The following is an 18465-nucleotide window of genomic DNA, read 5'->3' on the forward strand; positions in this document are numbered from 1 at the left end:
GCCCACTCACCTCCTCGTGATTTGTAGTATACCGAGTTCCCTACAAAGAAGAATTATAAAGAAAAAATAAGCTCAGGGAAATATTTTCATAACGTTTTGTGCCTGAGCGAAGCGAAAGGAATGGATATAAATATGAAAATCTATACAGAGGTACAGTTTCAGAGTCACAATGTGCTCGTCGCAGATGTGGAAAAGACAGTGAAGGAGGACATTAAATCAAAAGGTGTGAAATTAAATTCCCTGTCATCATTGGAAATCTATTATCAGCCGGAAAATTTGTCTGTATTTTATGTGGCCAAAGCAAAAGACGGCACTTCTATCTCTAATGACGAACCGCTGAGCATTGAATAACTCAGATATTATAGCTACATAATCATGTTTTAAACCGGGACTGCTGTGCGGAAAAAGTACAGCAGTTCTTTTTGTCAGAACAAAGTGGGCATGCCTACTTCAACTCCCCAGCCCCTCAATCTTTGAGGGGCTTGACAACTTTGCGTGCCAGATGCGATTTGCCAAAGGCAAATGATTTCCTTACGCATCTATGTACAACCCGCGGAGCGTTTTTATTTCATAGGGAAGGTCGTAGAACTTTCCTATGAAAAAAAGAGCCAGTCTTTGAAATATCTGGCTCATAGTCTAAATCATCATATGACAATACTGATTGATGTACAGAAAGAATCTTCCTGCAGTTTTTATTCTTCCGGCTCATTAAATACTTTTCGAAGATACTCTTCTTTCTCCTTGGGCAGTTTACCTCCATTTAAAGTTTTTATCAGTGCTACTTTAGAACCCCCGTACCAAAAATCAATCATTTTCTGTACCTGTTCTCTTTTGTATTTTTTTTCGTCGACCAAAGGTTTGAGATAAGAAAATCTTCCTCTTCTCTCAATTTTAACGAATCCTTTTCCTTCGATGCTTGTTAAAAACGTACGGACCGTTGATCTTTTTGCATCCCAGTCAAACATTTCTTTCAGTTTATCCTGAAGATCCTGGATGGAAATCTCCTGATTCTCGGCCCACACACATTTCATAATCAGTTTTTCCCGGTTTGTCAAATCTCTGTCTATCATCGGCGCCTCTCCTTATTATTCATTTAATCAATTAACTTTATTTTGTAAATTATATCATATTATTTCCTGGTTTTCAAGTTTTAAATGCAGATACTTCAAAAAAAATGCCAAAAAAAGAGAAAACACAGTTTTTTTCTGCGTTTTTCTTTTTTTGGCATTTGACCAGTTTTTTGCTTATTCCTCAAAAGTTCTGATTGTCCATGTGATTTCACCTCGGTAATTAATCGAAAAAAAGACTTATGAAAACACAATCAGCACTCCGTAGAATTAATCTTTGACTTCATTATTTAGAAGGAATTTTCTTTTTTTATTTCCAGTATATTCATTCCCTTTTTGTCGATTGTGCATATTATATGATTGTAACTATAATCAATAACTGAAAGGAAGTAATTATGAGCCAAAATATAAATAGCAAACCTTGTACCCCAAAACAGCATAACCATGAAGTGTTAGGCAGCACCAAAATTGCAGGATGCTGTGATTACGCGCATAATCACAGATTTGCTACGGTATCAAGCAATGCCATTCCATGCGATGGAAGCCATGTTCATGAAATCAAATTTACCACGGATTCCTGTGATGGACATCATCACGAATTCTGCGGAACATCCGGTCCGGCCATTGATGTAGGCTGCGGCCGCCATGTGCATTTTGTTGCAGGATGCACCTCTACTGACGCAGGGCACAAACATGAATTTGTCGTTGCCACTCTGATAGAAGACCCTGTTTGTGAATAACTTTTTCCCCGGCGTAACAGCCGGGGAATCTTAAGATCTTTTTCTCTTTTCATCAAAAATTAATGTATCATATATTTCTTGTGCTGTATTGCAGTTTAAAATCATTTTCAGCCGATTTTGTTCCTTTCCCACAGCCACGATTTCTTTTATCAGATCCAGATACTCTTTCTCGCCTGTACATGCAAAACAAAAGATAAGATTCACCTTAGCTTTATCCTTTTGAAATGATATTCCGTCCTTACAGACCAGCAGACTTAATCCATCCTTTATAACACCGGAATCTTTTCCTGCATGAGCCAATGCAACCCCCCGGCTTACCACAATATAGTCTCCGTACTCTTCTACCTTTTGTATTGCTTCTTCCGCATACCTTTGTTCTATATACCCAAATTGCTCAAGCGGTTCAGCCGAACGTTTGATTGCCTCCTTCCAATGACAGGAAGCCGTTTTGATGGCAATGAAGTCTTTTTTCAAAAGTTCTGCCATAGCATTTTCTTTTTTTAGAGGTTTTTTCATCTCCATAAGGATTGCTTCAATCTTATCGTAAGTTTCCGCTGATAATTTATCATCATCCATTAAATCCTGAAGATCCCCCAGTAATTTTTTCTTTTTCTTTTCTATTGGCAGATTAATTTGTTTCTGGCTTTGAAACACTTCCTTTTGGATCAGATTCAAATCTCTCATAGTCAAAAAAGGATTGACTGTAATTACCTTATACTCGTCTGCTTCAATATGTACCGTCGATAAGATAAAATCAATCTTCCTCTCCATCTGTTCCAGCTCACCGATGACTTCACCTGCCGCAAGCACTCCTACAATTTCAAAATCAAAATAGTTCTTGATTTGTGCTTCCAGATATTTTCCGGTAGCCATACTTCCCGGACATACGATCACAATGGAAAGTTTCGGGATATAATATCTCCGGTTTCGGATGACAGCAACGCAAATATGAATAACGATTGATTTTTTCATGTTGCTGCTCAGCTTATAAGATAAAAAGGATTCTAAAATATAAGAATATTTCTCTACTAATGTCTCCAGCAGTTCATAGTTCATAGGCAGGTCATAATTTTTAGGAATTTCAACTTCATAGTTTCCCCAATCCTTCATGCTTTTAATATGCATCAAAAGTGAATCAATCAGCTTGTCATCATTGGTCAATTCTAAACGCAGCTCCTGATCAATTTTTGATACAAAGAACATGATGACCTTATAAAGCTCAACTTCGTCTACTGTCTTTACAAACGAGTATAAATTATTTTTCTCAATATAGTCTCTGAAGCAGTCGATCATTTTTTCTGTAACCGGAACGTCTAACATATATCCTGCATAGAGCATCATATGATCAATATTTGTTAATTTCATCCTTTCTGTAACCACTTTGTCTGCTTCGTCATGATCCCGTTCCCGAAAGTTAAAGGCTGTAAATAAATATAAGACAATATCATAAAAGATGTCTTCAATAAAAACCAGATTGTTTATTTTCATATAATCCTGCATATAGGAAAATAATTCAGAGAACGTATATTTAATTTTCATTTTCTTAAGCATCATTCTCTGAAAAAATCCATCATTTTTAATGTTGACCGCAATTTTTTTGTATAGTGAGACAAGCAGCTCCAAAGATGCCTCATAGCTGCATGATAATTTAATTCCTTTTCCACTGTCCAGGATGAGTTCTGCATCGCTGTTTCTTAAAATCTGTTTCATTGCGTCAACATCGCTCATAATTGTTATACGGCTTACAAAAAGTTCCTCTGCAAACCGGTGCATCGTTGTATAATGGGGATTTGCGATTAATTCAAGCATAATATAAATCTGCCGCTCTTCCGGTGACAGCTTATACATATACATATCCATCTGATATAAATGCTCTTCAATTTTTTCTCTGTCGAACAGTCCTCCGATCTTCAGGTTTCCGTCCTCTGTTATGAAAATTTCTCCCATTGAGATTGTCTTAAGAAAATCATTGATCTCATTGATATCATTCTTCAATGTTCTCCTGGAGATATCATACCGGGACATAAACTGCTTTGCCGATACATCGTCTTCTTTGGACTTCAAAATTCCCTGCATAATCTCAGTGCTTCGTCGTTTCATCACATATCACTTTCCTAATTTAAAAGAAAAGAAAGAGACATTATAGATCATGTCTTTCTATAATGTCATTTTCCTTTTTAAGTTTATCCTAATTTTGTCTGCAGAAATTTCGTAATATCTTCCAGCTTCATGGTGCTGCATTTTTCCAGGCTGCCTTCATCCAGTACAAACTGCATTAATTTCTGGAGAAACTCTAAATGATCATCTGCTCCTTTGATTGCCAGATTAAACACTAATCTCGTATCAATATACTCTTCGCTGTCATCCATCCGGTAAAACCGGACCGGTTTGTCTAATCTCAAAAAGCAGATACAGTTTTCCTTAATCCCCTCCGCCTTACTGTGCGGGATAGCCACCGGTATGCCGGCCGGCAGACCTGTCGGATACTCTTTCTCTCTTTCAATGCAGGAATCTGTAAATGATCTGCTGACACTTCCATTCTCCATCATACATTTTCCACAAAGCCATATCGCTTCTTCCCAGTCTTTTGCACTTCCTTCTGTCGCCAAGTATATATTTTTTGAACTCACTGCGGTCACTCCTTTGTTTTTTCCGTCTCTACATTCCAAATAATTTACTGATAAAGCAGATGATCACAGTACCCAGGTTATAGCCAAATGAACCGTCTGCTACAAGCCCCTGTATCTTCAGTCCTGTCACAGAGAGCATCTTTGTGCACTCCGGCACAAACATATTGACAAAGAATGTGATCAAAAACATAGATGTAATTGAACATATCAGACTTCTGAGCAGATTTCCTTTGCTGGCCAGCACACACATAACTGTTGTGTAGCATACGATTCCCAGTAAGCCAATAGGGAAGTACACCATGTTCGGAATAATAAATGCAAATAAAATCGTAATCGGAATACAGATAGCGGTACATGTAATGCACGCCGGATCACCCAGCCCTAAAGCCACATCCATGCCGATAAATAATTCTGCATCTTCACCCATATGCTTTTTCATATATGCACTCGCCGCATTTCCGATCGGTGTAAGTCCCTCCATCATAATTGATACCATTCTTGGGATCAAGATCAGAACGCTCGCAATCCCCATACCGATTCCAAAGACTGTTGTCGGCGCCTGCCTTGTAAGCAGTCCCAAAAAGATGCCTACGATCAATCCTACAAAAGCAGGATCACCGAAGAACCCTAATTTTTCTTCCAGCTTCTTCATATCAATATCAATATCTTTGATCCCGGGTATATGGTCGACCAGCTTATTAACAGCCCATGACAGCGGATACATAAATGTAGTAAAGGACAGCGTCGAACAGGTAGTTCCGTCAAGTCCAAAAAAATCCTGCCAATGATGTGCGATTGCCTGGCCTGCATATAGTGCAGCTATGGAAAGGCCCACCGTGATGGCAAGTCCCAGGAGTGCATTTCCCCATAATGCGTATGCCAATGCTCCGGGGATCAGGAAATGAATATAATTCCATATATCTACATTCAGCACTTTGGTCAGTCCGGCTCTAAGCAGAATAAAGTTTGCGATTACAATGAGCGGCACTGCGATCGGTGCAAACGGCACTGTCCACGACGCACCTCCCACCGCTGCAAATCCAATATCCGCAGCAGTAAAACCGCTTCCCATTTTTTGATAATATTCCGTGATTGGCTGAATTGTTGTCGTCAGCAGCCCTACTGTTAAACTTAATCCCTGAAACCCGATTCCTACCATTAATCCGGCTTTTAACGATGCCCCAAATTTCATTCGGAACACAAGTCCTAAAATACAGATCATGATCGGCAGCAATGCCACAGCGCCCATATTTAACAGAGCCTGCACCGCTTTTAATAAAATGTCCATACCTTCTTCCTCCTATCTCTTCTAAAATATGATCATCAGTTTTCATTCTGCAGTCTGTGACATGTATCTATGATTTCGTCTCTGATCTTATCCTCATTGATCCCTGAGATCAGCCCAAACACTTTGATAAGCGGTTTATCCAATTTCTGCCGGTAGTTTGTTGTCACCATGACAATATCTACATCTGCCTGTTTAGCCGGAATTTCTGTCATCGTACTTTTAATGATCTTTGCGGGAATCCCTGCATCCCTGCAGATTTTCTTTACAGCTTCCTGTGCTACGGTGGAAGTTGCCACTCCGCTTCCGCATGCTACTAATATTTTTAATTCTTTTGCCATAACATTCGTCTCCTATTCTTCTTCGTTTGGAAGCAATACAACTTTGATCGCTTCTCCTGTTTTTGTTAACTCAATACCTTTTTGTATCTCACTTAAAGGCAGTACATGCGTTATAAATTTTTCCGTAGGAAATGCATCAGAGATTGCCAGCTCATAGGATTTCTGTACCTGCATGCTGTTAGCTCCGTAATGTCCGTAAATCCACAGACTGTTATAGTGGATATAGTTTGAATCGATCTCTGTCACCGCACCTTTGGCCACTCCGCCGAAAAATACGATGATCCCTCCTTTTTTTGCCATAAAAACTGCCTGAGACTGGGCAGCCGTTGACGGATTTGCTGAAATCACTTTTTCCGCTCCTCTGCCGCCGGTCAATCTTTTCACAGCTTCAACCGGATCTTCTTTTGTACTGTTTACTGTATAGTCTACACCGAACTGTTTTGCCGTTTCTAAACGTTTATCATTAATCTCCACCATGATTACCTTTCCGGCCCCGCGGATCTTTGCTAATTGTGAATGAAAACAGCCGATTGGACCGGCCCCAATGATCACCACCGTGTCTCCAAGTGTGACATTTATATTCTCCTGGCATGCATAGACAGATGATAATGGTTCTCCCAGCGATGCGCTCTTATAGTCAACACCGTCCGGGATTGGATATACGGCATCCGCATTAAGCTGCTCCGGCGGCACCGGCAGATAATCTGCAAATCCTCCCTGACGGTTCGCGTAATCTCCTGCATTTTCACAATTTTCGCTGTGGCCGCTCCTGCACGCTTCACATTTCAGACAATGTTCCACAGGATAAACATAGAGACGGTCTCCCACTGCATATGTATCAGCCTCCGGCGAAACTTCTGCGACTTCACCGACAACCTCGTGTCCATAAATGTGAGGATAATCTCCTTTTCTTGAATCTGTTGTTAAATTTCTAATATCTGAACCACACAGCCCAATAGCTTTTACCTTTAATAAAAGCCCGCCTGCCGGACACTCCGGCCTTTGAACCTCCTCTACTCTGATATCATTTGGTCCGTACATCACTGCTGCTTTCATCCTTACATCTCCCTTCTGTTTTTTAATCTGTTTCTTCTGCTCCCGGGATGATGTTCAAATAGGGATTCTAATTTATCATCCGGAATATCTGTGATGGTTCCGACTTCGCCTGCAATTTTCGCAATTTTTAATACTTCTTCTGCAGCCTCAATTATTTTTACAGCGTCTTCCAGCGTATTGCCTACCGCTACACATCCATGATTTCCCAACAGGACCAGATCATGTTCTTTCATTGCCTCATCAATCCCGTCTGCAATATGTACAGTGCCCGCCTCTCCATACGGCAGACAGGGAATTTCTTCAAACACCAGAGAAAATGTGGTGGAACACTTTAACCTGATGGTTTTGTTGCAGTACGCATATGCTGTTAAGTAAGGAGCATGGATATGTGCAACTGCGCTGCAGTCAGGTCTGGCTTTTAATGCGGCCTCATGGAGCAGATATTCACTGGAGCGGCTGACGCTTCCTCCGATCTGTTCTCCGTCCTTTACAACTGCCACCATATCTTCATCAAGGAAGGCTTTTCTTGTCCCTGAAGGTGTAATATATAATTCTCCGGTTTCACGGTCCAGAATTGAAATATTTCCTTCAAGTGTATTGACCAGCCCTTTGGAATCTAATAATTTTGCATATAAAACTATCTCTTTTTTTATACTGTTCACCTTGTTCACCATTTTAATCTCCTTATGAAATGGATCTCTTTTTACGTTTACGGTAACTGTTGTCCTGCAGGTATGAATTTAGTATATCGTTCACACTTTACCCCAGCAAGACAAAAGCCTTACCTCATGGATGACAGTATTTTTTACTATCTGGTAAAAAACAGGGCCGTGGTTTTGTTCAAAATCTAACCAGCTTTGCAAGTCTGTGTGTATCCTGGCGGAGCGCTTTTTATTTCATAGGGAAGGTCGTAGAACATTCCTATGAAATAAAAAAAGAGCCGCAATCACTGCGGCCCCCACTTAAACTTACTTTATTATCTGATCATAGAAATCATAAAACTTCAGTATCCTCAAGTATGTAACACGGTCCCTGATATACGGCGCAATTCTGGCCGTTTTTTCTTTCATAGACGGATCAAAGCCCAACTCTTCAAGACTTTTAACTCCGCCGACTTTTCGGAGCATATCCTCAATCTCCTCTGCTTCTGGGATCTCTTCGATGATTTTAATGATCTCTTTCGTCTTTTCACTCAATAGATCGGGATGTATGCTGTCCAAAAGGTTCGGATCATTAGTTTTTTTGATGCTCTCACACAGTTCTCTGTCTCTAAATGTTACCTCGATCAGACCAGTCTCTACATCTACATGATCTTTGATACAAAATTCACCTTTTTTCAAATATGATGCTGCCTTATGATAAATACCGCCGGCCAGAATAAGCCCGACTCCGACTTTTTCTCCATGATACGCGCTAATTTCCTCATTGATCACTGCCATTTCCCAGAAATGAGCCATATGATGTTCTGCGCCGGAGGCCGGACGGGAATTTCCTGTCATCTGCATAGCCAATCCTGACAGCAGCAGTCCGTACATTAGTTCTTCATATGCTGCAATTTCGCCGTTTTTCAGCCCTTCCAATGAATTCTTTAAATTATCAAGTGCTTCATACTCCATGCTGCAAATCCTGTCACAGATGTATTCCCCATTCAAAAGATGTGTAATCTTCCAGTCTGCCAGCGCCGTATATTTTCCAAGCAGATCTCCTGCGCCAGAGGCTGTCAGACGCATCGGTGCCTGAGCGATCACTTGGCTGTCAGCAATCACAAGGATCGGAGAAACAGCGATCATGCTTTTTTTAAATCCATACCAGGACATGGCGGCTACGGTAGAGACATATCCGTCTACGCTGGCTGCCGTGGGCACGGAGATAAATGGTATCTTTTTTTCATAGGCGTGATACCTTGTCAGATCGTGAATCGTTCCGGAGCCGACTGCGACCAGACAGTCGGTCTCCTTCATCTGTTCCAATGCTTCCCGTACCTTATTGACACCGACTTCATTTGCATGGAGATTTTCAGATTCCAATTTGATGATCTGAATTCCTTTGATAAGTGCCTCAACCTCTTTTCCTGCCGCCTCATATGTATTCTCGTCACAGACCATTGCAAAACTATGATACCCTATATAAGGATCTTTCTGAAGTATCTCCGGTATCCTCTGCAGTGCACCTTCCTCCAGGATGATCTCATTTACGGTCAGCTTATGATTCCTTCCGCAGCTGCATTTTCCAGAAAATTTTGTCATATCTATATTCATAGTATTCCGCTCCTCTCTTAAAAAAGATATCTTGTTCTGCCTTTATGATATCTTTTCAAAGATACTACTTCAAGACCAGTTTGCTTCCGTCCATCCTGCATAAACTTTACCAGGCAGGAAAGATACGAACAATGACAGTCTCAGCTATCTTTCATTATGAAGCAGCTTGTGTTCCTTTCCTTTCAGAATACCGTCATAAACAGTTGCCACGATCGGATTCTGGCTGGAAAGCTTGATCTGGGCCAATTTATCAATCTTATAAAGCCCTTCTACTCTGGCTTTCTTTGTCCTCGGTCCGATCGGCACAGGCTGGCCGCCGCCGGTAATGCAGCCTCTCTTGCAAGCCATGACTTCCACAAAGTCGTAGTATATTTCTCCCGCCTCTATTTTATCCAGTACCTCGGAGGCACATTTGAGGCCGTTTACCACTGCGATCTTTACGTCCCTGTCTCCCAGCTTGACGGAAGCTTCCTTAATCCCGTCCACGCCCCGGACACCGGTAAAGCTGATGGCCTCCAGATCTTCTGCCCGGTCGCTGTTCATCAGGCGGCGCAGGACGGCCTCTGTCACTCCTCCGGTCACGCCGAAGATTGCTCCGGCTCCGGAGGAGATTCCAAACGGCATATCCAAAGCCTCCGGCTCTACCTGAGAAAGGTCAATCCCTGACTCCTGAATCATGCGGGATGCCTCGGTCGTTGTCAGAACATAATCTACATTTTGTTCCCCTTCATTGAAATGTTCCGGCCTCGTGATCTCTGCTTTTTTTGCGGTACACGGCATGATGGATACGACCACTGTTTTCCTTGAGTCGCCTGCCTCATCCATTCGTGCCTCTTCTTTGATCAGCGCTCCGAACATTTCCTGAGGAGAACGGCACGTTGAAATTTTTTTCCTGAACTGTGGATACCTGTTCTCACAGAACTTCACCCATGCTGGACAGCAGGAGGTGAATAACGGAAGGTTATCTCCGGATTCAAGCCGTTCTACCAGTTCCTTGGATTCTTCCATGACCGTTAAGTCTGCGCCGAAGTTTGTATCATAGACTTCATCGAATCCGATCCTTCTAAGGGCGGCCACAAGACGCCCCAGTACATTTTCTCCTTTCGGGATTCCGAACTTGTCTCCCACGGCTACGCGCACGGCAGGAGCAATCTGGACAACGACCCGTATTTTCGGATCAGACAGCGCCTCCCAAACTCTTTCAATGTCCTGCTTGATCGTAATGGCTCCGGTAGGACAGACTGCACGGCACTGTCCGCATCCCACACAGTCCGTTTGTGCCAGGTCTTTGTTAAAAGCCGTTGTCACCTGCATTTTTGATCCGCGGAATGCGAAGTCCAGGATTCCCATGCCCTGAATTTCATCGCAGGTCCTCACGCAGTCTCCGCATAGGATACATTTGTTAGGGTCCCGGATGATACATTCGGAAGACAGATCCTTCGGTAGCTGCTTTTTATTGTTCTCAAAGCGCACCTCCTTGATTCCCAGCTGTCTGGATAATTTCTGCAGGACACAGACACCGTTTTTCGTACAGGTAGTACAGTCTCTGCAGTGGGAGGCCAGCAAAAGTTCAATAATCATTTTTCTGTGATGCTTAAGCCTCGGTGTATTTGTATAGATCACCATTTTGTCTCTTGGTGTCTCAGAGCAGGATGCAAAGATCCTACCCCGGTCATCTTCCACCACACACATCCGGCATGCGCCGTATGTGGAAAGTTCGGAATGATAGCAGAATGTAGGAAGATCGATCCCGGATTTGCGGATGACAGACAAAACATTTTTTTCATCTGTGAACTCTACTCTTCTGTTATTGATTGTCATATAACTCATGTTCTTCTCCTCCTACCCTTCAATATGGATCGCACCAAACGCACAGGCACTCTCACATGCACCGCACTTAATGCATTTATCATTGTCAATTACATACGGTTCTTTGATCCGTCCGCTGATGGCGTCTGCCGGACAGTTCCTTGCACACTTGGAACATCCTTTGCAGCGTTCCGGGCTGATGATAAATCTTCTCAGGGCACTGCAGTTATGAGAAGCACACTTCTTGTCGACCACATGTTCCACATACTCATCGCGGAACAGCTTAAGGGTACTCATGACAGGGAGGGCAGCACTTTTTCCCAATCCGCAGAGTGCCGTCTCTGTGATCGTCGTGGCTAGCTCCTCCAGAAGGTCCAGATCTTCAGGCTTTCCTTTTCCCTCCACGATCCGCTCAAGAATCTCCAGCATCCGCTTGGTTCCTTCTCTGCACGGGACACATTTTCCGCAGCTTTCATTCTGGGTAAAATTCATGAAGAACCGTGCCACTTCCACCATACAGGTGCTGTCATCCATAACAACAAGGCCTCCGGACCCGATCATGGCACCCATCTTTTTCAGGGAGTCAAAGTCCAGATTCACATCCAGGTGCGGTGTGATGAGGCATCCGCCGGACGGTCCTCCGATCTGTACCGCCTTGAATTCTCCGTCTCCCTTGATTCCTCCTCCGATATCATAGATCACTTCCCGGAGCGTCGTTCCCATAGGCACCTCGATCAGGCCTGTGTGATTGACACTGCCTGTCAGGGCAAACGCCTTGGTTCCGGGGCTTTTCTCAGGGCCGATCCCTTTAAACCACTGGGCGCCTTCTGTGATGATCATCGGTACATTAGCGAACGTCTCTACATTGTTCAGCACCGTCGGTTTTCCAAACAGGCCCTGTTCTACGGTTCTCGGCGGTTTTACCCGGGGCATCCCCCGGCTGCCCTCGATGGATGCCGTCAGTGCGCTTCCCTCTCCGCACACGAAAGCGCCTGCTCCTTTATTGATATGTAAATGGAAAGAAAAATCAGTTCCCAGAATATGTTCTCCCAGAAGTCCGCATTCTTCCGCCTGTTCTATTGCCCGTTTCAGACGGCTGATTGCCAGGGGGTATTCCGCCCGCACATAAATATATCCTTCCCGGGCGCCTACCGCATAGGCGGCGATCATGATTCCTTCGATCATCTTGTGGGGATCTCCCTCCATGATGCTTCGGTCCATAAATGCACCCGGGTCCCCCTCGTCTCCGTTACATACGACATAGCGGATTTTCTCTTTCTGTCCGGCTACCTGGGACCACTTATACCCTGTTGGGAAGCCTCCGCCTCCCCGGCCTCTCAGATTCGACTCTGATATTTCGCTGACCACCTCTTCCGGCTTCATGTCAAACAGTGCTTTTTCCAGAGCCTCGTATCCGCCGATGGATAAATACTCCTCTATATGTTCTGCGTCAATATGCCCGCAGTTTTTTAATACGTTTCTCGTCTGTTTTTTATAAAAGGGAATCTCTTCCTGCCTCTGATATTCAATTCCATCCCTCTTGAATAACAGATGCCTGATCGGTTCTCCCTTTTCAATCGTCCTGTGAAAAATCTCCTCACAGTCTTCAAGCTTCACCTTTGTATATAGGATTCCCTGAGGCTCGATCCTCATCAGAGGCCCCATCTCGCAGAAGCCATGGCATCCGCTTTTTTTCACTCCGATCTCACCGTCTCCGTGTGCAATCTCCGGTCCGAAATGGACTTCTACGTCAGGATGTTCCCCCACTAACTCACACATCCTGTCATAGATGGCGCCTGACCCGCCGGAAAGACAGCCTGTACCTGCACAGATCAGGACCCGGCATTTGCTTTTGTTCATCTGCTCCCTGGAAGTTTGACGGATCTGTTCGAGAACTTCTCTGTTTTCAATTTTTTTCATCATTTAAGCTCCTCTCAGTTCACGGATCAGTTCAGCAGCAGCATCCGGGGTCATCGCCGGATAGACTTTGTCATTGACGGTGAGGACTGGTGCAAGCCCGCAGGCGCCAAGACAGGAAACGGTCTCCAGCGTGAACATCATATCATCAGTGGTCGCTTTCTCCTCTGAGAGCCCCAACTCACTGTAAAGACGTTCCAAAATGGAGACTGATTTGCGGACATGACAGGCTGTCCCGTTGCAGACTTTAATGATATATTTTCCTTTTGGTTCAAAAGAAAAGTTTTCATAAAAGGTCGCAACACTGTACGCCTTGGCTTCGTCAATGGACAGCTTTGATGCCACATAACTTAAAAGCTCCGGCGGAAGATAGCGATATTCTGCCTGAATATCCTGGATGATCGGGATCAAAGCAGCCTGCGTAAGCCCGTGAGATGCTATGATCTCATCTGTTTTGTCATAGTAGGCCTGGTTTAACATGAGATACCTCCTTCACATTGTGCATTTTGGTTAAAATTTTATCAATCACTGTTAATTATATGTCAAATTTGACTGATTATCAATAAAATAAGTATAAAACTTTCTCTCCAAACTGTATTTCAAATGAAATCACAGGACCTTCCCTATGAAATAAAAACGCTCCGCGGGTTGTGCACAGATGCGTAAGGAAATTATTTGCCTGCGGCAAATTGCATCAGGCACGCAAAGTTGTCAAGCCCCTCAAAGAGTGAGGGAGGGGTTGGGGCGTTGAAGTGGGCTTGCCCACTTTGTTCTTCTTTTATTACATCGCCAGTTTAAATATTTCTACAATATCTTTTATATTTAAGCGGCGCACCCAGCCGATGCTTCCGTCCTCATGAACAACGCGTACACGTTTCGCCATGCGCTCCATCACTTCTTCATCTAAGTCCTCGACTCCGGGAACATCCCTTAATTTTGTCGGAACACCGAGGCTTAAGAAGAACATTTGTCCCTGTTGTCTTTATACACATATTTCATCCATGCAGGAGTGATCACCGCAAGTCCTGCTCCGTGAGTTACGCTCTGATATTCGCCGGATAATTCATGCTCGATGAAATGGGATGCCCAGTCTCCGGTTCTTCCCATACCGGTCAGACCATTGTGCGAAAGAGTCGATGCCACCATGATGCTGGCTCTTGCCTCATAGTTCTCAGGATCTTTCATGAGAATCCGTCCGCAGTCCATACATGTGTGGAAAATAGCCTCACATAAATAGTCCGTCAGTATGTCATTTTCCTTTTCAGGAGTAAAATATCTCTCAAATGAGTGAGACATGATGTCAATGATGCCGCATGCCGTCTGAAATGGAGGCAGGGTCATCGTAAGTTCCGGATTTTCAATGGCAAATCTGGCACGGTTGATGTCATTGTCACAGAACCGTTCTAAATTTTCGTCTGCTTTTGTGATAACACAGCTGTTAGACGCCTCACTTCCTGTTGCGGCAATAGTAAGAATGACACCTAAAGGAGTACTCTTCGTTGGCACATCGTGAGGTACCCCGGATTCTTGTCAAAGCACGCTCTATATGAACATAAAGGCTTTCTTTTAATTCTTTGTCCCGGATCAGCTGAAGTCCCATGCGGTCTTCCACATATTCAATGAATGTATGGATTTTGGAATCCAGAATACTGTTTTTAACTGTATAGACTCTCGATGCATCCCCTTCTCTCCTCAGCCATTGGTAGAGAGTGGATTCATCTGCATGATTCAGAAGAATGTTTACCATCAGAGCATTCTTTGCGATTTCACCAACCGTCACATAACCCTTGCTGTTCAGAATCACTTCTATTATTTCTTTAATCCGATTCGACATCTGCATCGTTCTTACCTCAAAAACATTTTAATACATACTATTCAAAGATCACATCTATATCATGATCAAAACAAAAAGTATCAAATTCTTCCGGCAGGGGACGGTCGGTGATCAATACGTCGATCTCCGCCAGATCAAATACTTTTATATAATATTTACAATTTATTTTTGTATGGTCTGCTAATAAAATGGTTTTTTTTGCCTGCTGATGATATACCCTGGTGATCTCCGCATCCTCTAAATATAAGTTTGTCAGCCCCTGTGAAACATCCAGGCCGCCCATCGACATAAAGCAGATGTCTGCATAGCGGGACCTCACATAATTGCAGGCATCTGCACCGTAGACTGCATCATTGAAAATATCGTATTTTCCGCATACGACTTCTACATTTATGTTTGATGATTTTGCCAGTTCCTTGGCCGCGGCAAAGCCATGCGTCATGACATTTAACTTTTTATCCCGGTTGATATATTGAGCCAGATAAAAACAGGAGCTGCTGGCATCCATAAAAACAGAGTCACCATTTTGGACAAACTGCGATGCAAGCCTCGCGATATATTTTTTCTCCTGTATATTTTCATCGTGCCGGAATGCCTGCGGGTATTGTGTCTGCTGCCTGCTTATATAAGAGGCGCCGCCCCGGTTCCGCTTCAGCAGCCCCTTCTTATCCAGCAGTGTCAAGTCTCTGCGGATCGTCGGCTCACTGACATACAAAAGTTTTGTCAGTTCTTTGACCGAAATATAATTTCGCTCTTTTACTAACTGGATAATTTTCCTTTCACGGTCTTCAAAGCTCATAAGATTCCTCCTTTTGTTATCAATTATACGAAATAAATTGATCGTATTCAATCATAAGATGAACGCTTTCAGTTTCAAAATTCAATTTTTCAATCAAATATTGATAATTTACGAAAATCATATAAAATAGCATTAAAAACAAACAGAAAGGAGTCCGCTATATGAAAATCGACAGCATTATTTTTGATATCGACGGAACACTGTGGGATGTAAGAGATGAGATTGCTACGGCACTCACCAGAGAGGTTCACGACCAGGGGCATCCCGAAATAAACTTTACACTTGAGAATCTGACTTCCGTATTCGGAACTCCTCCAAATGAAGTTGCCGATCTGTTTATGCCCCACCTGCCGCCACAAGAGCGGTACAAACTCATGGAGGACTGCGGAAACCGTCAGATACAGCTTATTGAATCCTTACACACCGACCGGACTTATCCCGGAGTAAAAGATACAATTAAAAAACTTGCACAGCAGTATCCCCTGTTTATCGTAAGCAACTGCCCCAGCGGTTATGTCCGTGCGTTTATGAGAAGAAACAAACTCTCTCCCTGGATCATGGACTATGAAGAACAGGGTCGTACCGGATTATCAAAAGGAGAAAACATAAAACTTGTCATGGAGCGCAGCCGGCTGAAGTCTCCCATATATATCGGGGATACAAAGGGAGATGCCGAAAGTGCGAAAAAAGCCGGGATCTCTTTTGTATGGGCATCTTATGGCTTTGGCCATGTGGATAACCCAGAATACTCCATTGACGATTTCAGAGAATTACACAGATTACTGGAACAATAAAAAATTCTTTTCTCATTTTTTTAAAATTAGGGGTTGTAAACAATTTTTAATGAACTTATGCTTACATTAAGGATATCCTTTATCACATAAACCAATGGATGAAAGGAGAAATTATGACAACTCAGCAAGACATGAAAGAACTTGAAGCGATCATCAACAAAGACTATGGCAATACAGCAGGCATCGTCGTATTAAAGGACGGTGAAATGCAGTATGAGCAGTACTTTAACGACTGTACCGCCGAAAGCCGCGTTCATATATATTCTGTTACAAAGAGCATTGTCTCTATTTTAATCGGAATCGCCATGGACAAAGGCTTCATCACAGACATTGACCAGAAGGTTTTAGATTTTTTCCCTGACTACGTCCCAAAACAGAGAGAAAAAACCATACAGAATATCACACTGAAACATTTGCTGACGATGACAGCCCCGTACAAATACAAAATTGCCCCCTACGTCAAATACTTCACCAGCGATGACATGGTAACGTTTACGCTTGATTTACTGGGAGGCAGGGGAAAACCAGGCCAATTCAGATATGCTCCTCTGATCGGACCGGATCTTTTGACAGGTATTTTAAAACAAGCTGCCGGCCAGTCTGTATTTGAATTTGCTCAGGAAAACTTATTTATACCGCTTAAAATTACCGCAGAACGCAGCATCGTATTTCATTCCAAGGAAGAACAGCTGGCATTTAACAAAGCCACGGATATCAGCGGCTGGGTCTCTGACCCATCCGGTACAAACACAGGAGGCTGGGGCCTTACCCTCTCGGCTGCGGATATGGCAAAATTGGGTCAGTTATATCTAAATGGCGGACTGTGGAACGGAAAACCAATCGTTTCTGCAGAATGGATCAGTGAAAGCACGAAGGAACACAGCCGCTGGGTTAAGGAGAACCTTGCCTATGGGTATTTATGGTGGCTCCACGAAGATGGCTTTGCGGCAATGGGAGACGGTGGAAATGTAATCTACGTCAACAGAAAGAAAAACCTGACTGTAGCCATTGCTTCCCTGTTTAAACCCAGAGCGAAGGATCGAATAGACTTTATTCAGAACTATATAGAATCGAAATTTCAGTAAAATTTATTTCTAAACATTCAAAAACAGCCTGCCCATGGAATTTTTGTTGAATTTCCATGAGCAGGCTTCCCGTCATAAATTATTCCCGATACCCCGAAATCAGATCCGCAAATCTTTTCGCTGTCAGATGCGGCCTTGTGATGGCACTTCCGACTACCACCGCATGTGCCCCCAGATACAGGCATTTCACTGCTTCTTCCGGAGTATTGATATGCCCTTCCATCATCATATACACATCGCTGCCAAGATCCCGGCACATCTTTGCAAATGCCCTCATATCCTGGGTTTCAAAATGCTTTGTTGCCTCCGTATATCCAAACAGAGTAGGCGCCACAATATCGACACCCAAGTCGGCCGCTCTTTTGGCCTCGTCATAGTTGGAGACATCGGCAAAGATCATGGCCTCAGGGATTTCCCTTTTCACATCCGCTACAAGTTCCCATGCACGGCGGCCTTCTTTTGTCATTCGGTCCGTACAGTCCATGGCAATGATCTCTGCTCCCGCTTCCCAGACCTGCTTTGCGGCCTCCAGTGTCGGTGTGATAAAAACTTCTTCGTCTCCTCTTCTGATCTTATACAAACCGATCAGCGGCAGATCCACTGCCTTTTTAATAGCCCGGATCTGCTCCGGAGAATTGGCCCGGATTCCAACTGCCCCGGCCCATTGTGCGGCCTCTGCCATCTTGACTACCATATCGTCTGTATAAATCGGATCTTCAGGCACTACCTGGCAGGATACGATCAGACCTTTCATAGAATCCAGTATTTTTCTTTTTTCTGCATCTGTTGTATTCATGATTCCATCTCCTTTTATGTCTATATTGCCTTGTACGTTTTTTACTATCTTTTA

The 18465-nt window shown here is 43.4% G+C and carries 20 protein-coding genes; 4 read left to right on the forward strand and 16 right to left on the reverse strand.

Annotation, left to right across the window (positions count from 1 at the left end):
- Positions 1 to 132: 132 nt before the first annotated feature.
- Positions 133 to 351, forward strand: coding sequence for a DUF6465 family protein (locus tag CI597_RS04180; protein ID WP_024727654.1), 219 nt, complete (start codon positions 133 to 135; stop codon positions 349 to 351).
- 341 nt (positions 352 to 692) lie between these two features.
- Here CI597_RS04180 and CI597_RS04190 read toward each other — a convergent pair whose 3' ends face one another.
- Positions 693 to 1070 carry a BlaI/MecI/CopY family transcriptional regulator gene (locus tag CI597_RS04190; protein WP_024727655.1) on the reverse strand — a complete coding sequence of 126 codons (378 nt, stop codon included), beginning with the start codon at positions 1068 to 1070 and terminating at the stop codon, positions 693 to 695.
- A gap of 392 nt (positions 1071 to 1462) precedes the next feature.
- Between CI597_RS04190 and CI597_RS04195 the strand changes: the two genes are divergently transcribed.
- On the forward strand, positions 1463 to 1807 hold the full coding sequence (locus tag CI597_RS04195; RefSeq protein WP_051405214.1) for a YmaF family protein: 345 nt from the start codon (positions 1463 to 1465) through the stop codon (positions 1805 to 1807).
- A 30-nt stretch (positions 1808 to 1837) separates the two neighbouring features.
- On the opposite strand, the gene CI597_RS04200 is transcribed toward CI597_RS04195, so the two are convergent.
- The 14 genes from CI597_RS04200 to CI597_RS04260 form a co-directional block, all read right to left on the reverse strand.
- The gene (locus CI597_RS04200) at positions 1838 to 3907 is read right to left on the reverse strand and encodes a BglG family transcription antiterminator (protein ID WP_024727656.1); all 2070 of its coding nucleotides are present in this window, start codon (positions 3905 to 3907) and stop codon (positions 1838 to 1840) included.
- A gap of 83 nt (positions 3908 to 3990) precedes the next feature.
- Positions 3991 to 4437 (reverse strand): PTS sugar transporter subunit IIA, encoded by a 447-nt coding sequence (locus tag CI597_RS04205; RefSeq protein ID WP_024727657.1) that lies wholly within the window; start codon positions 4435 to 4437, stop codon positions 3991 to 3993.
- 28 nt (positions 4438 to 4465) lie between these two features.
- On the reverse strand, positions 4466 to 5725 hold the full coding sequence (locus CI597_RS04210; RefSeq protein ID WP_024727658.1) for a PTS transporter subunit IIC: 1260 nt from the start codon (positions 5723 to 5725) through the stop codon (positions 4466 to 4468).
- A gap of 35 nt (positions 5726 to 5760) precedes the next feature.
- The gene (locus CI597_RS04215; protein ID WP_024727659.1) at positions 5761 to 6063 is read right to left on the reverse strand and encodes a PTS sugar transporter subunit IIB; all 303 of its coding nucleotides are present in this window, start codon (positions 6061 to 6063) and stop codon (positions 5761 to 5763) included.
- A 12-nt stretch (positions 6064 to 6075) separates the two neighbouring features.
- The gene (locus CI597_RS04220; RefSeq protein WP_024727660.1) at positions 6076 to 7119 is read right to left on the reverse strand and encodes a zinc-binding dehydrogenase; all 1044 of its coding nucleotides are present in this window, start codon (positions 7117 to 7119) and stop codon (positions 6076 to 6078) included.
- A gap of 2 nt (positions 7120 to 7121) precedes the next feature.
- Positions 7122 to 7793 (reverse strand): class II aldolase/adducin family protein, encoded by a 672-nt coding sequence (locus CI597_RS04225; protein WP_024727661.1) that lies wholly within the window; start codon positions 7791 to 7793, stop codon positions 7122 to 7124.
- Positions 7794 to 8087: 294 nt separating this feature from the next.
- Entirely contained in the window at positions 8088 to 9377 is a 1290-nt protein-coding gene (locus CI597_RS04230) for a sn-glycerol-1-phosphate dehydrogenase (RefSeq protein WP_024727662.1), read from the reverse strand.
- Positions 9378 to 9521: 144 nt separating this feature from the next.
- Positions 9522 to 11207 (reverse strand): [FeFe] hydrogenase, group A, encoded by a 1686-nt coding sequence (locus CI597_RS04235; protein WP_024727663.1) that lies wholly within the window; start codon positions 11205 to 11207, stop codon positions 9522 to 9524.
- A gap of 12 nt (positions 11208 to 11219) precedes the next feature.
- The gene (gene nuoF / locus CI597_RS04240; RefSeq protein WP_034549412.1) at positions 11220 to 13109 is read right to left on the reverse strand and encodes an NADH-quinone oxidoreductase subunit NuoF; all 1890 of its coding nucleotides are present in this window, start codon (positions 13107 to 13109) and stop codon (positions 11220 to 11222) included.
- On the reverse strand, positions 13110 to 13583 hold the full coding sequence (locus CI597_RS04245; RefSeq protein WP_009289728.1) for a complex I 24 kDa subunit family protein: 474 nt from the start codon (positions 13581 to 13583) through the stop codon (positions 13110 to 13112).
- 301 nt (positions 13584 to 13884) lie between these two features.
- On the reverse strand, positions 13885 to 14070 hold the full coding sequence (locus CI597_RS18360) for a hypothetical protein (protein ID WP_024727665.1): 186 nt from the start codon (positions 14068 to 14070) through the stop codon (positions 13885 to 13887).
- A complete protein-coding gene (locus CI597_RS04250) occupies positions 14058 to 14609 on the reverse strand; it encodes an iron-containing alcohol dehydrogenase (protein ID WP_235824538.1) in 552 nt (183 codons plus the stop codon). The genes CI597_RS18360 and CI597_RS04250 overlap by 13 nt, the downstream gene beginning before the upstream one ends.
- Positions 14551 to 14943 carry a hypothetical protein gene (locus tag CI597_RS04255; protein WP_024727667.1) on the reverse strand — a complete coding sequence of 131 codons (393 nt, stop codon included), beginning with the start codon at positions 14941 to 14943 and terminating at the stop codon, positions 14551 to 14553. The genes CI597_RS04250 and CI597_RS04255 overlap by 59 nt, the downstream gene beginning before the upstream one ends.
- Before the next feature lie 31 nt (positions 14944 to 14974).
- Entirely contained in the window at positions 14975 to 15736 is a 762-nt protein-coding gene (locus CI597_RS04260) for a DeoR/GlpR family DNA-binding transcription regulator (protein WP_024727668.1), read from the reverse strand.
- 161 nt (positions 15737 to 15897) lie between these two features.
- On the opposite strand from CI597_RS04260, the gene CI597_RS04265 reads away from it, so the two are divergent.
- Both CI597_RS04265 and CI597_RS04270 read left to right on the forward strand, forming a co-directional pair.
- A complete protein-coding gene (locus CI597_RS04265; RefSeq protein ID WP_024727669.1) occupies positions 15898 to 16530 on the forward strand; it encodes an HAD family hydrolase in 633 nt (210 codons plus the stop codon).
- A gap of 113 nt (positions 16531 to 16643) precedes the next feature.
- Positions 16644 to 17615 (forward strand): serine hydrolase domain-containing protein, encoded by a 972-nt coding sequence (locus tag CI597_RS04270; RefSeq protein WP_024727670.1) that lies wholly within the window; start codon positions 16644 to 16646, stop codon positions 17613 to 17615.
- 79 nt (positions 17616 to 17694) lie between these two features.
- Here the strand turns inward: CI597_RS04270 and CI597_RS04275 are convergent, their stop codons facing one another.
- The gene (locus CI597_RS04275; protein WP_024727671.1) at positions 17695 to 18411 is read right to left on the reverse strand and encodes an N-acetylmannosamine-6-phosphate 2-epimerase; all 717 of its coding nucleotides are present in this window, start codon (positions 18409 to 18411) and stop codon (positions 17695 to 17697) included.
- Positions 18412 to 18465 lie beyond the last annotated feature (54 nt).

This window comes from Anaerostipes hominis (ex Lee et al. 2021) (assembly GCF_002270485.1).
Classification (GTDB): Bacteria; Bacillota; Clostridia; order Lachnospirales; family Lachnospiraceae; genus Anaerostipes; species Anaerostipes hominis.